12 protein-coding genes are annotated in these 14122 nt (G+C 62.8%); 7 read left to right on the top strand and 5 right to left on the bottom strand.

Features of this window, described 5'->3' with window-relative positions:
* Window positions 1-27: 27 nt before the first annotated feature.
* From FGL65_RS01835 to glpX, 6 genes are read left to right on the top strand one after another with little or no spacing between them, the layout of a single operon-like run.
* Window positions 28-1779, top strand: coding sequence for a tetratricopeptide repeat protein (locus tag FGL65_RS01835; protein ID WP_147819327.1), 1752 nt, complete (start codon window positions 28-30; stop codon window positions 1777-1779).
* The gene (locus FGL65_RS01830) at window positions 1780-2634 is read left to right on the top strand and encodes a hypothetical protein (RefSeq protein WP_147819325.1); all 855 of its coding nucleotides are present in this window, start codon (window positions 1780-1782) and stop codon (window positions 2632-2634) included.
* Window positions 2631-2963 (top strand): hypothetical protein, encoded by a 333-nt coding sequence (locus FGL65_RS01825; RefSeq protein ID WP_147819323.1) that lies wholly within the window; start codon window positions 2631-2633, stop codon window positions 2961-2963. The genes FGL65_RS01830 and FGL65_RS01825 overlap by 4 nt, the downstream gene beginning before the upstream one ends.
* Window positions 2956-3396: a ribose 5-phosphate isomerase B gene (gene rpiB / locus FGL65_RS01820; RefSeq protein WP_147819321.1), complete on the top strand. Its 441-nt coding sequence runs from the start codon at window positions 2956-2958 to the stop codon at window positions 3394-3396. The genes FGL65_RS01825 and rpiB overlap by 8 nt, the downstream gene beginning before the upstream one ends.
* Before the next feature lie 21 nt (window positions 3397-3417).
* Complete coding sequence (gene tkt, locus FGL65_RS01815) at window positions 3418-5394, top strand: transketolase (RefSeq protein WP_147819319.1); 1977 nt, start codon at window positions 3418-3420, stop codon at window positions 5392-5394.
* Between the two features lie 9 nt (window positions 5395-5403).
* Window positions 5404-6390 carry a class II fructose-bisphosphatase gene (glpX, locus tag FGL65_RS01810; RefSeq protein WP_147819317.1) on the top strand — a complete coding sequence of 329 codons (987 nt, stop codon included), beginning with the start codon at window positions 5404-5406 and terminating at the stop codon, window positions 6388-6390.
* Window positions 6391-6562: 172 nt separating this feature from the next.
* On the opposite strand, the gene FGL65_RS01805 is transcribed toward glpX, so the two are convergent.
* The 4 genes from FGL65_RS01805 to topA form a co-directional block, all read right to left on the bottom strand.
* Window positions 6563-7015 (bottom strand): LysM peptidoglycan-binding domain-containing protein, encoded by a 453-nt coding sequence (locus FGL65_RS01805; protein WP_147819315.1) that lies wholly within the window; start codon window positions 7013-7015, stop codon window positions 6563-6565.
* Between the two features lie 50 nt (window positions 7016-7065).
* Entirely contained in the window at window positions 7066-7833 is a 768-nt protein-coding gene (locus FGL65_RS01800) for a hypothetical protein (RefSeq protein ID WP_147819313.1), read from the bottom strand.
* Window positions 7834-10227, bottom strand: coding sequence for a Lon protease family protein (locus FGL65_RS01795; protein ID WP_147819311.1), 2394 nt, complete (start codon window positions 10225-10227; stop codon window positions 7834-7836). It abuts the gene before it with no gap.
* A gap of 301 nt (window positions 10228-10528) precedes the next feature.
* On the bottom strand, window positions 10529-12934 hold the full coding sequence (topA, locus tag FGL65_RS01790; RefSeq protein ID WP_147819309.1) for a type I DNA topoisomerase: 2406 nt from the start codon (window positions 12932-12934) through the stop codon (window positions 10529-10531).
* Between the two features lie 222 nt (window positions 12935-13156).
* Here topA and FGL65_RS01785 point away from each other — a divergent pair, with 222 nt between their 5' ends.
* Window positions 13157-13573: a DUF2000 domain-containing protein gene (locus FGL65_RS01785; RefSeq protein WP_187170493.1), complete on the top strand. Its 417-nt coding sequence runs from the start codon at window positions 13157-13159 to the stop codon at window positions 13571-13573.
* A gap of 16 nt (window positions 13574-13589) precedes the next feature.
* Here FGL65_RS01785 and FGL65_RS01780 read toward each other — a convergent pair whose 3' ends face one another.
* Complete coding sequence (locus FGL65_RS01780; RefSeq protein WP_147819305.1) at window positions 13590-13985, bottom strand: DUF2721 domain-containing protein; 396 nt, start codon at window positions 13983-13985, stop codon at window positions 13590-13592.
* Window positions 13986-14122: the final 137 nt, after the last annotated feature.

The raw sequence follows: 14122 nt of genomic DNA, 5'->3' as shown, positions 1-14122 counted from the left end.
CCATAAACAAGCACACGGTAAACACACATGAAACAAATCCTGTCCATACATTCCCCCGGCCGTTTTCTCCCCCTCCTGTTTGCCCTGGTGCTGGCCCTGGCCGCCGCATCGGGCTGCGCCCCGCGCAAGGGCGTGACGGCCACCCAGACCATCCGTCTTTCCGAGGACGCGGACGTCACCTACCACTACCTGGTCTACCAGGAGCTCAAGAACCAGCTGGCCATGGCCCGGCAGGTTCCGGGCAGTCTGAGCAAGGCCGAGATGATCGACTTGCGCAGCCGGGCCGTGGAATCCCTGGATATCGTCATGGCCCATGAGCCCACGGCCGAGCTTTACCGCGACAAGGCCGCCCTGTTCTGGGACGACGAGGAAAACGGCAGGAAATCCCGCGAAATCCTGCGCGAGGGATTGCGCCTGTTCCCGGGCGACCGGCTCATGACCATGTACCTGGCCAACTCCTGGCTCATCGAGGGCAATTCCATCCGGGCCGCGTCCATCATGGACAACTACCTGGCCCAAAAGCCCGACGACCATCTGGCCCGCGAACGGTACGGCCAGATGATGGTGGAGGCGGGCAAGTACGCGGACGCCCTGGACCAGTTCAAGCTCGTTCCCGAGGAAAGCTACACCTCGGAAACCTATTATTACCGCGCCCGCGCCCAGGCCAAGCTGGGGCAGCGCAAGCAGGCCATCGCCAGCCTCAAGCAGGCCCTCAAGCTCTACCCGGACTTCGTGGAAGGCCTGGCCGAGCTGGCCTATCTGCATGAGCTGGGCAAGGAGTACGATCTGGCCGAAAAGGTCTACACCCGACTGCTGGAGGTGGACGGAGGCCCCGAGGTGCGGCTGCGCCTGGTGAACATCAATCTCAAGCTCAACAACGTGGACCGGGCCCTGGACCTGGCCATGGACGGCCCCAAAACCAAGAGCTTCCTGCTGGATGCGGCCAACGTCTTCATCGCCGAAGGCTTCTACGCCCAGGCCTCCACCGTGCTCGACGTGCTTTCCGGCCGCAAGCCCACGCCGGCCGAGTACTGGTTCTACAAGGCGGTCATTGCCAACGAAGGCGAGGGTGATCCAGCCAAAGCACTTGGATTCCTCGAAAAGGTTTCCTCACGCGAAAAGCATTATCCCCAGGCCCTCCAGTTCCGGGCCCAGCTTCTGAATCTCATGGGCATGAAAAAGGAGGCCATGGACGCCGTGGCCGAAGGCCTGGAGCTCTTCCCGGACATGAACCGCTTCTACATTCTCAAGGCCTCGCTGCTCTCCAGCCAGGGGGACAGGGATGCGGCCCGCACCGTGCTGGAAACCGGCATGGCCAAACTGCCCGAGGACGGCGAGCTCATGTACGAGCTGGCCATGCTGCTGGACAGCATGGGGCACAGGGCCGAGGGCCTGGCGCTCATGGAAAAGCTGCTGGTCAAGCAGCCGGACCACGCCCAGGCGCTCAACTATGTCGGCTACACCCTGGCCGAGGAGGGGCGGGACCTGAACCGCGCCCTGGTGCTGGTGACCAATGCGGCCAAGCAGGAGCCGGACAACGGCTACATCCTCGACTCCGTGGCCTGGGTATATTACAAGCTCGGCAAGCTGGACGAGGCCTGGCAACACATCAGCGACGCTGTGGCGGTCACTGACGACGACCCCACCATCTGGGAGCACTACGGCGACATCGCCCGCACGATGGGCCGCAAAAAGGACGCCCGCAAGGGCTATGAAAAGGCCCTGAAGCTCGGCCACGCCGAGCCGGACCGGATCAAGTCCAAGCTGAAGGAAATCTAGATGCAGGCAACACGGCGTATTTTCCTGAGCGCGCTCCTGCTGGGAGCGTCCCTGCTTGTCCTGGTCTCGGGCTGCACGCCCAGGAAGGCCTTCCGGCCGGGCATGGACACCCCTCCTTCCGCCTGGAGTGTTTTCCGCGAGAGCTACTGCGCACCGCTGCCCGCACAGTCCGTCTCGGTCACGGCCAGTCTGTTCTACACCCGCGTGCTGGATACGGGCATCAAGCGCAGCAACCGCACCACCCTCAATCTCTGGGGCGACTTTGCCCGCCCCCTGCGCCTGGACGTGGCCGCGGGCATCGGGCACGCCCTGGCGCATATCCGGGAGGATTCCGGCGGGCTGACCGCCTTCTACCCGGACCAGAAGGCCGCCTACACCCACGTCAATCCGGTGCTGGGCGCCACCCGCATGGGCATGCCCTTCCCCTTTTCGCTCCAGGACCTGGCCCGCGTGCTGGCCGGTTCCTTTTCCTCGCTGGTGCCGGAGCGCTACGACAGCGGGGAACGCACGGCCCAGGGCTACGAGTTCCGCTTTGACCGGGGACCGGTCTCCCTGCTGGTGCTGGACGGCTGGGCGCGGCCCGTGCGGCTGGAGGGCGCAACGCGAATCTACAACGGGGACATGCGCGGCTGGAGCATCGAATTCGACCGCTACCCCGACGAGGCCAAGGGCGTGCCGCAGCCAGGCGTGCTCAACCTGAGCATAGACAACGGAGAAACCGGTGTGCTGCGCGTCAAGAGCCGCAGCTTCAGGAACGGCGACTGGCCCGGGCAGGCCCTGGATCTGTCCCTGCCCGAGGGCACGGACCTGTTCCGGCTGGATACCAACGTGAGGTCGCACGAGGAGGAGTCATGAGCGGATATCACCCGGATGGAGTTTTCGACAATCTGATTTACGGGCTCAGGGTCTGGCTCGGCGAAATGCGGCTGATGGGAAAGACGTCCCTGCGCCGCTTCGAGATCAGCCGACTTGAAAAGCAGCTCAAAGAGGAATATGTGCATCTCGGCCACATTGCGGAAAACCCGCGCGGCCGGAAAGAGGAAAAGGAACTGGCGCTCAAGCAGATCACGTTCCTGAAAGAGGAAATAGCCGCACTGGAGCAGGAGCTCGAACAGAGCGGCAAGGAACGCGTCGTTGACCCGGACGGGGAAGCGGCCGACCACAAGGACGGGGGAAATGGTTAAGAAGATCATCATCGGATCGGACCACGGCGGCTTCAACCTGAAGCGTCATCTGGTCGAGTTTTTGAAGGGCCAGGGCGTGGACGTTGTGGACGAAGGGCCCGAGAGCGCCGAAAGCTGCGACTATCCGGTCTTTGCCGCCAAGGTGGCCCAAAAGGTGTCCCGGGAGGGCTGCCTCGGCATTCTCATCTGCGGCACGGGCCAGGGCATGGCCATGACCGCCAACCGCTTCGAAGGCGTTCGCGCCGCCGTGTGCACCAACGAATTCATGGCGCGCATGGCCCGGGCGCACAACGACGCCAACGTGCTCTGCCTGGGCGAACGCGTCATCGGCATCGGCACGGCCGAAGGCGTTGTGCAGGCATATCTGGAAACCGAATTCGAGGGAGACCGCCACAAACGGCGCATCGACCTCATTGAAACCGTAGGCAAATAAATTGTTGAGGGAGAGACCATAATGAAAAACGATTGCCAGCTGGATCAGAAAACCGTTGCAGTGGTCAAGGGTCTGATCATGGACGGCGTAGCCAAAGCCAATTCCGGACATCCGGGCGGCGCCATGTCCTCGGCGGACTTCGCCACCCTGCTGTATCAGGATTTCCTGAACTATGATCCGGACAATGCGGACTGGTTCAACCGTGACCGGTTCATCCTTTCCGCGGGCCACGAATCCATGCTTCTTTACAGCCTGCTGCACCTGACCGGTTTTCTGGGCATGGACGAAATCAAGAATTTCCGTCAGATGGGCAGCCTGACCCCCGGGCACCCCGAATGCCATCTGACCCCGGGCGTGGAGGCCACCACCGGCCCCCTGGGCCAGGGCTTCGCCATGTCCGTGGGCTTTGCCTCGGCCGAGGCCTTCCTGCGCCAGAAGCTCGGCGCCGACGTGGTGGACCACTTCACCTACGTGCTCAGCTCCGACGGCGACCTGCAGGAGCCCATCGCCATGGGCGCGGCTTCCCTGGCCGGCCTCTGGGGCCTGGGCAAGCTCGTGGTCTTCTACGACTCCAACAAGATCCAGCTGGCCGGTCCCACCAGGCAGGTGGACTGCGCCGACATCCGCAAGGTCTTCGAGGGCCTGTGCTGGCAGGTGCTGGAAGTGGACGGCCACGACCACACCCAGATCCGCAAGGCCGCACAGGATGCGCGCCTGGAGGGCTCCAAGCCCACCCTGATCGTCTGCCACACCACCATGGCCAAGGGCGCCGCCACCATGGAAGGCAACCACAAGACCCACGGCGAGCCGCTCAAGGCCGAGGAGATCAAGGCCACCAAGGAAAAGCTCGGCCTGCCCGACGAGGCGTTCCACGTTCCCCAAGACGTGCTGGACAACTTCCGCGGCCGTCAGGCCTCCATGCGCGAGCGCGTGGCCGCCTGGCAGAAAAATCTCGATTCCCGACTGGCTTCCGATGCGGACTTTGCGGCCCTGTGGAAGCAGATCAACTGCAAGCGCTCCGAACTGAAGATCGACTGGCCCGAATTCACGCCGGGCGAATCCATGGCCACCCGCAAGGCCTGGGGCACCTGCCTCGATGCGGTCATGAACGACATCCCCAACCTGCTGGGCGGTTCCGCCGACCTGGACCCGTCCAACCAGACCGCCAACTTCCGTAAGACCATGGGCGACTTCGGCCTGGACGGCTACCAGGCCCGCAACCTGGCTTTTGGAGTGCGCGAGTTCCCCATGGCCGCCATCATGAACGGCATGGCCCTGCATGGCGGCATCATCCCGTTCGGCGCCACGTTCCTGACCTTCTCGGACTACTGCCGCAACGCCATCCGCATGTCCGCGCTGCAGGAACTGCCGTCCATCTACATCTTCACCCACGATTCCTTCTGGGTGGGCGAGGACGGCCCCACGCACCAGCCCATCGAGCACATCAGCAGCCTGCGCATGATCCCGGATCTCATCGACCTGCGTCCCTGCGACGCCACCGAGACCGCGGTCTGCCTGGACGTGGCCTTCACCCAGGATAAGCTGCCCTCCTGCGTGTTCCTGACCCGCCAGGGTCTGCCCATCCTGGACCCGGCCGAATATCCGGCCGTCAAGGACGGCGCCCGCCGCGGCGGTTACGTGCTCAAGGACTGCGAAGGCACTCCGGACCTGATCATCGCCGCTTCCGGCTCCGAGGTCGCCCTGGCCCTGGAAACCGCCAAGCTGCTCAAGCGCAAGGTCCGCGTGGTCAACATCTGCAGCTTCAAGCTTTTTGACGACCAGCCCGAGTCCTACAAGAAGGAAGTCTTCCCGCCCGAGGTCACCGCACGTGCCGCCGCGGAAGCCGGCCGCACCGACCTCTGGCACAAGTACGTGGGCTGCGACGGCGTTGTCCTCGGTCTCGACCACTTCGGTCAATCCGCGCCCGGCAAGGAACTCTCCGCAAAATACGGTTTCACCCCGGAGAATTTCGCCAAGCGCATCAGGGAAAAATATTAGGAGTTACCCATGGAAGTCCCCCAAAAGAACCTGGCCCTCGACCTTGTCCGCGTCACCGAAGCCGCTGCCCTGGCCTGCGCCCGCTGGCTCGGCAGGGGTGATAAGAACGAAGCGGACCGCGCAGCCGTGGACGCCATGCGCCTGTGCTTCAATTCGCTGGATATCGACGGCACCGTCATGATCGGCGAAGGCGAGAAGGACGACGCGCCCATGCTTTACAACGGCGAAAAGCTCGGCCGCGCCGACGGCGGCCCCGCCGTGGATATCGCCGTGGACCCGCTGGAAGGCACCAGCCTGCTGGCCTATGGCCGCCCCAACGCCATCTCCGTGGTGGGCGTGGCCCCCAAGGGCACCATGCTGGACCCGGGCCCGAGTTTCTACATGCAGAAGCTCGTGGTTCCCTCGGCCGCCAAGAACGTGGTGGATATCGAGGCTCCGGTGGCCCACAACCTGAAATACATTGCCAAGGCCCTGGACAAGGACGTGGACGACCTGGTTGTCTTCGTGCTGGACAAGCCGCGCCACAAGAAGCTCATCAGCGACATCCGCGAGGCGGGCGCGCGCATCCAGCTCCATTCCGACGGCGACATCACCGGCTCGCTCATGGCCATTGACCCGCGCAGCGAGGTGGACGTGATGATGGGCACCGGCGGCACCCCCGAGGGCGTGCTCTCGGCCATCGCCATCCGCATCATGGGCGGCGAGATGTTCTGCAAGTTCGACCCGCAGCGTCAGGACGAGAAGAATCTCATCGCCGAGGCGGGCATGGATATCCGCCGTGTCTACACCGTGGGCGACATGGTCAGCTCCGACGACCTGTTCTTCGCGGCCACCGGAATTTCCGGCGGCACCTTCCTCAAGGGCGTGAAGTACACCGGGCACGGCGCCGAGACCTCTTCCCTGGTCATGCGCGGCAAGACCGGCACCATCCGCTACGTGGAAGCCATCCACGACTGGGAATCGCTCATGAAGTTCAGCGCCGTCCAGTACGACTAGCAAGAGATCCGAATAGAAATGAAAAGCCCGGAGCATATGCTCCGGGCTTTTTTGCGTCCTGGGGCGGCGGGGAAAATACATATTCCCCGCCGCGAGAGAGAAACACAATAAAAGACCCCTACCCACAGGGCAGGGGTCTCATATATTCTACTTGAATATGGTGATGCCGTTCTTAGAAGCTGTAGCCCAGGGCAGCACGCATTTCAGCGGGGATCATGGCGTCTTCGCCCGGCTCGAGAGCCTTCCACGGAGCGCCTGCTTCCTTGCGGGATGCCTTCACTTCTTCCAGGTCAAAACCATAGCGGGGAATCTCGAACTCCTGTCCCGGGTAGATCAGGTCGGGGTTCTTGATCTTGTCGCGGTTGGCCTTGTAGATCATGGGCCACATGAACGGATCGTTGTAGATGTGCTTGTATTCGGAGATCCACCACAGGCATTCGCCCTTGGTGACGGTGTGGCTTACGGGCAGAGCATCGTAGTCGGCCTTGTAGACGTCCATGGGGCTCTTGGCCACTTCGACTTCGGTTTCTTCCACAACAACCACTTCTTCGGTTTGCACCTTTTTGGAACAGCCCCATGCGAATACGACGCACATGGCGATTGCAAGCAATGTCAGCTTCTTCATTGTAACGGCCTCCTCAAGTTGTATTGTTCCGACAGACCATATTTTCCAAGTCAAGTTTCTATCCTAGTCGCCCAATTATCAATTATTTTCTTTTCTTGCAACACCAATCTGCTCTCCGGATTCAGCCGGAGGGCACCGGCTACTGCATTGCGCGCTTCCTCCACCCAGCCGCCCTTGCGTAGGCTCTGGCTGGCCAGTACATAGAGCCGCTCGGGCTCGCCCCCGTAGACCGCGATGACAAGCCCTTCGTATTCTTCGGTAAACACCGATCTGACCATGTCGTTTCGCGCATAGATGAAGCGCGCGAGCAATGCATTGTCGCGGTGCCGGGTCAAGTAGTAGGGCAGCAGCTGCCTGCACTTGGCCATGATGAAGCGGATTCGGCTGATTTCGCGCAGCATGCTCTCCTCGGTCTGGCTGAGCACCTGGAAGAGCTGGTCGGTGATGTCCTTTTCCGACTGCTGCAGATCGCCCTCGAAGAGTTGGTGGAACCAGGGCGCATAGTTCTGTTTCTGGTAGGCGTCTTCCTTGAGCTTGATGGTCTCGTGGAAGATGTAGCCCAGGCCCCAGTCCAGGAATTGCCCGGCCAGGGGGTTGTCCGGGTCGTTGCGGAACACGTGGTGGGCCGTGTCCTTCATGCGCCACAAAAGCCCCTTGTCCATTTCGTCGCCCACCAGGTCGCGGAGCACCTCGAAGCTGACGGTGCCGTCGCGGTCAAAGGACCGGAACTGCTCCTCCAGGGCCAGGGAGGCCTGGCAGAAGTTGCGGAACAGGTCGCGAACGAATTCCGGCAGCTTCGAGCGGATCCACTTGGACATCTACCTGCTCCCCTTCTTGCCGTTGGGCACGGCCAGCTCGGCCAGCTCGGCCAAGCGGTCGTCCACGCGACGGTACACGCTGCCCAGGGGGAACTTGCCGGATTTGCCCCGGCTGCCCGCGCGGGCCCCCATGAGAATTTCCACGGCCTCCTCGATGCTCTTGATCGGATGAATGTGGAATTTGCCTTCCTCCACGGCGCGGACCACTTCCTCGCCGAGCATGAGGTTGTCCACGTTGTCGGCGGGGATGAGCACGCCCTGCTTTCCGGTGAGCCCCCTGCGGTGGCAGACCTGGAAGAAGCCCTCGATCTTGCTGGTCACCCCGCCCACGGCCATGATGGCGCCGCTCAGGCTCACGGCCCCGGTAAAGGCGTAGCTCAGGTTCACGGGCATGCCCGCCAGGGCCGAAAGCAGGGCCACCAGTTCCGCGCCCGACGCCGAGTCGCCCTCGATGCCCGCGTAGCTCTGCTCGAAACACAGGGAGCCCGTGAGCACGATGGGCTTGTCCTGGGCGAACATGCCGATGAGATAGCTCTTGAGGATCATCATGGCCTTGGTGTGGATGGGGCCGCCCAGCTCGGCCTCGCGCTCCAGGTCCAGGATGCCGCCGTGCCCCACGCCCACGGTGCAGGCGATGCGGTGCGGCAGGCCGAATTCGTAGTCCCCGAACAGGGTCACGGACAGGCCGTTGACCTGGCCCACGCCTTCCCCGCCCGTGGAGACCTTGATGACCTCGCGGTCATAGTCGGCCATGAATTCCGCCTCGTAGAGGTTGGAGCGGAAGTCGCGGGCCCGGATGGCCTCCTGCAGGATCTTCGCGTCCACTTCCTTTTTGCCGTGCATCTCGGCCAGGGCCGATGCCTCCATGATCCGTTCCCGGATGAGCGGGAAATACAGGGAGAGGCGTTTCTGGTCCTCGGCCAGCTGCGAGCCGAAGTCCACGAGCCCGGCCAGGGCCTCGCGGGTGAGGGGCAGGGGCTTTGCGTCGCGGCAGATCTCGCCGATGGCGGCCAGGTATTTCTTGATGTTGCCCGCGGTGCGCGTCACCCGGGACTGCAGATGGGCCTTGAGCTTGAAGTATTTGGCGAAGCGGTCGTCGTGGTACAGGAGCATTTCGTAATGCTCGTCCGTGCCGATGAGCACCACGCGCAGTTCCAGGGGGATGGGGCCGGGCTGGATGGTGCGGGCCCTCACCTGGTCCGGCTCCACCGGGTCCTCGATGCGGGACTGGCCCGCGCGCAGGGCGCGAAGCAGGCCCTCCCAGGAGGAGGTGTTGGCCAGCAGATCCTCCACGTTGAGCACCAGGTAGCCGTGGTTGGCCTTGTGGATGGCCCCGGCCTTGATCAGGGTGTGGTCCGTGTACAGGGCCCCCATCTCGGATTCGCGTTCTATGCTGCCCAGCAGGTTGAACACCGTGGGGTGGTCCTCCATAACCACGGGCGCGCCCTTGCTCTTGCTATTATCCACGAACAGGTTGGCCTCGAAGCGGGTGAAGAAGTCCTCGCCCGAATGCTCCATGCCCAGGCCGGGGATGGCCGGCTCCTTGGGCAGGAGCTGGTCGAAGTTTTCCACCACCTCCTCTTCGAGCAGCTCGAAATAGTCCTTGAGCCCCTCGATGGTCCCGAAGCGTTCGCGCACAGGGCCCAGGAATTCCTTGAGCACGCTGCGGGCGGTCTTCCGGTGCAGTTCGTCCTCGTCCCTGCGCAGGGTCTGCTCGTTCTTGTTGATCTGGCGCAGGTAGCCGGAAACGTCGTCCAGCAGGACCTCACCCCGGGCCTTGAGCTGCTTCTTGAGGGCGGGGTCGAGCTTGTCGAAGTCGCCTTCGCCCACCACCTTGCCGTCCACCACCGGGGTCAGGGTCAGCACGCCCTCTTCGTCGAAGCGGACCTTGAAGTCCTGCTTGGCCGCGATCTCCTCCATCTTGGCGAAGAGCTTTTCCCGCTTGAGGTTGTACTTGCGGATCAGGTTCTCGTGCTTTTTCTGGAAGGCGTCCTTTTCAAAGCGCAGGGGCAGCTCGGTCTTGAGCTTGCCCATGGCCTTGGACTGGGCGTTCTTGAACTTGCGGCCCTGGCCCGCGGGCATGGGCAGGGCTATTGGCTTGTCCTCGTCCTCGAAATTGTAGAGGTAGACCCAGTCCTGGGGCGTCGCGGCCTTGGCGGCCAGGGGCGCGAGGAAGCTTTTCACGAAATAGGTGCGGCCCATGTTGGGCTGGCCCGCCACGTAGACGTTGTACTCGTTGCCCTTGATGCGCAGGGCCATGGTCAGGGCCTGGATGGCGCGGGGCTGGAACTTGTCGATGGTGGTGCGGGCCGGAAGATCCTCGCTGCCGGTGAAGGGAACCTTTTCGGGATCCAGCCGGGCGCGCAGCCTTTTTGCGTCGAGTGCTTTCTTCATATGTTTTTTTACCATGGTAATCCGTATGTTACCAGAGCTTCGATGTTTGGGAATGATAAGAGATACGCACTTTGCAACCGCTTGTCATCAAAGTGTCATCGCCGGGGGCCGGGCAAAGGGGTTCTCATAAAAAAGCACCGCCTCGAAAAAGGCGGTGCTTGATGGATATTCTGGAGATACTGGCTGTTCAAAAGGGTTTGAGTGCAAGGCGCGAAAAAGGGCCAAGGCCGACGCGTACATATACCGTACGCGAGGATTTGACCCTTTTGATGAAACGCAGCAACCAGGCCCTTGAGGACAGCTAGACGGGCTGTTCGTACTTGCAGGAACGCTTGGGGCAGGCAATGTGCTCGCCCTTGGCCTTGGTGTTCTTGCGCACCAGCACCGGGTGGCCGCATTCCGGGCAGGGGCCCTTCACGGGCCAGTCCCAGACCGCGTAGTCGCACTTGGGGTATTCGCTGCAGGAATAGAAGAGCTTGCCCTTGCGCGAGGCCTTTTCCACCAGGGTGCCGGAGCAGCCTTCGTTGGGGCAGGGCACGCCCGTGGAATACGGCTCGGTGTAGGTGCAGTCCGGGTAGTTGGCGCAGGCGATGAAGCGCGAGCCTGTGCGGGCCTTTTTCAGGTGCAGCTCGCCGCCGCATTCCGGGCAGGTGCCCACCACTTCGGGGGCTGCCTGCTCCACGATCTTGATGTTGCCGTCCTCGTCGCGCTCGAAGTTCTTGATGTTGCGGCAGTCCGGGTAGCCGGTGCAGCCCAGGAACTCGCCGCGGCGGCTCTGCTTGATGCTCATGGGGCGGCCGCACTTGTCGCAGGCGATGCCGATGTCCTCGGGCTCCTCCCGCTCCACCACGATGATGCCGCCTTTTTCGTCGCGCTTAAAATTCTTGATGTTGCGGCAGGCCGGGAATCCGGTGCAGCCCAGGAACTCGCCGGTCTTGCCGAACTTGACCACCATGGGCTTGCCGCATTCCGAGCATTGCACGCCCGTGTCCTGCACGGTGGAGGCCATGTCCTTCCGGGCCTTGTCCAGGGTGGGGTAGAAATCCTTGGCAAAGACCTTGAGCAGCTTCACCCACTGCTGCTTGCCCTCGGCCACGTCGTCCAGGGAGTTCTCCATGGAGGCGGTGAAGCCCACGTCCATGAGGTCCGGGAAGTGCTCGGAAAGCTGGTCGCTGACCGTGAAGCCCAGTTCGGTGGGCGCAAAGCGCTTTTCCTCGAGGCGGGCGTAGTCGCGGTCGATGAGGGTGGAGATGATGGCTGCGTAGGTGGAAGGACGGCCGATGCCCAGCTCCTCCAGGGTCCGGACAAGGGACGCTTCCGAGTAGCGCGGCGGCGGCTGGGTGAACTTCTGTTCCTTCTTGAGCTCGTTCACGGCCACCTTTTCGCCCACGGTCAGCTGGGGCAGGTCCGTGGTGTTGTCGTCGGCGGGTTTGTCCATGACCGCCAGGAAGCCGGGGAAGAGCAGGCGTTCGCCCTTGGCACGCCACAGGGTCTCGGCCGCCTTGATGGTCACCGTGGTGTCCCAGAACTTGGCCGCGGCCATCTGGGAGGCCACGAAGCGCTGCCAGATGAGCTTGTACATCCGGTACTGCTCGGAGGGCAGGTACTGCTTGACCTCTTCGGGGATGATGGTCACGTCGACCGGGCGGATGGCTTCGTGCGCATCCTGCGCGCTGCCCTTGGTCTTGAAATTTCGTGTCTTGGCCGGGTAGTAGTCTTGGCCGAACTTGTCCAGGATCAGTTCCTTGGCGGCGTCCTGGGCGTCCTTGGCGATGCGCACGGAGTCGGTACGCATGTAGGTGATCAGCGCGGTGGTGCCCCTGCGGCCCAGTTCCACCCCTTCATAGAGGCGCTGGGCAATGGTCATGGTCTTGCGCGCGGAATAACCGAGGCGCTGGTTGGCCTCTTGCTGCAGGGTGGAGGTGATGTACGGCGGGCGCGGCTGGCGCGAACGCTGCTTTTCCTCCACGTTGTCCACGAGGAAGTCGGATTCGTTGAGCGCCTTTTCCAGTGCCTGGGCCTCGTCGGCCGTGGTCACGTGGTGGCCGCCGGGCTTGACGCTCTTATCCTTGTATTTCCAGAGATCCACCCAGAACGGCGGCGGGTTTTCGCCCGCGACCAGGGCCTTGAACGGCCAGTATTCCTGCGGTTCGAAGGCGCGGCGTTCCTTTTCGCGCTCCACCAGGATCTTGAGGGCCACGGACTGGACGCGTCCGGCCGAGATGCCCCGCTTCACGTTCTTCCACAGGATCGGGGAAATTTTGTAGCCCACGAGGCGGTCCAGGATGCGGCGGGCCTGCTGGGAGTCGAACAGGGCCTCGTCCAGGCTCTGGGGATGCTCCAGGGCCTCCTTGACGGCGCGGGCCGTGATCTCGTTGAACTGGATGCGGCTGACGTTGGGGTTCTCCTTGCGGATCAGCTCGGCAACGTGCCAGGCAATGGCCTCCCCTTCGCGGTCGGGGTCGGGGGCAAGATAGACGTGCTCGGCCTTCTTGGCGGCCGCGCGCAGTTTCTTGACCACGTCTTCCTTGCCCTGGATGACCTGGTAGGCCGGGGCAAAGTCGTTTTCCTCATCCACGCCCAGGTCGCGGGTGGGCAGGTCGCGCACGTGACCAACGGATGCCTCCACAAGGTAGTCCTTGCCGAGGAATTTGCTGATGGTCTTCACCTTAGCCGGGCTCTCAACGATGATCAGATCCTTTGACATGGGATAGACCCATAAACATAACCGGCCTCGCTGGCAAGCCTTGGATAGCAAACTTTTGCACCTTGCCCTGTCCGGGCGGCCGCCTGGGGAACCCCCTAAAGGGGGTCCCCAGAAAAAACGAAAAAATAACGCGGCCACGGCAATTTTCTGCAAGAAATGCCTCCCGTCCTTTTCTACGCTGCCACCTCCGGATCACGTTTCATTCTAAGTGAGGTATTATATATGGCTGGGAAAGATACGAAATACGTCATCGTCGTGGACAGGAATCTGCCCGCCGGGCTGCTGGCCAACACGGCCGCGGTCCTGGCCACGAGCATCGGTCGGGCGGCCCGGGGCGTGGTGGGGCAGAGCGTGGAGGACGCCTCCGGCAATGTGCACGAGGGCATCACGCAGCTGCCCATCGCCATTCTGGCCTCGGACGGGCCGGGGATCGCCGAGTTGCGCAAAAGGGCCGCCCCGCAGGATGGGGTGTATCTGGTCGGGTTCACGTCCACGGCCCAGCGCGCCCGGCGCTACGACGAATACGAGCAGCGCATGGCCATGCTCGCGACGGACGAACTGGAATACGTGGGGCTGGGGATCTACGGCGATGCCGGCGTGATCAGGAGGCTTACGGGCAGCATGCCCCTGCTGCGCTAGGGCTCGCGCCGCCCCGCTACTTCCGGCCTTCCAGGTCCTGGAGCAGGATGTCCAGGGCCTGCACTGAGATGCGGATTTCCAGGAACGAGATCCACAGGGAGATCATGAGCAGCAGCAGGCTGATGCCGAAGAAGATTTCGCCGGGCAGGATCCAGTCCTCGGCCAGGCAGATCATGGACAGGATGCAGCAGAGCATGGACAGCACGCCGTAACCCTGCATGCGCCGGATCATGTGGATGCGTTTCCGCAGGTTGGCGATCTGCAGGCGTACGCCCTCGTCGTTGGACTGCCGGAAATGGTCGTGCAGGGCGCGCACGCGGGCCCCCAGCGAAAGGAACCGGTTGGTGAAGGCCAGCATGAACAGGGAGATGGCCGGGAACAGCAGGCCCGGGGTGGTCACGGTGATTTTCATGAATGATCCTTTTGGGTCTCGGGATAACGAGGTTCAAAAGTGTTCCATGCGCCTGCGGCTGTCAAGCGCCCGATGGCCTTGTTTCGGCGGGGGGAAACAGGTATCTCGTTCTTTCGCGCACCCAACCACCCACAAGG

This window comes from Salidesulfovibrio onnuriiensis (assembly GCF_008001235.1).
In the GTDB taxonomy this organism is placed as follows: Bacteria; Desulfobacterota; Desulfovibrionia; order Desulfovibrionales; family Desulfovibrionaceae; genus Pseudodesulfovibrio; species Pseudodesulfovibrio onnuriiensis.
This window is presented reverse-complemented; position numbering and strand designations above follow the sequence as displayed.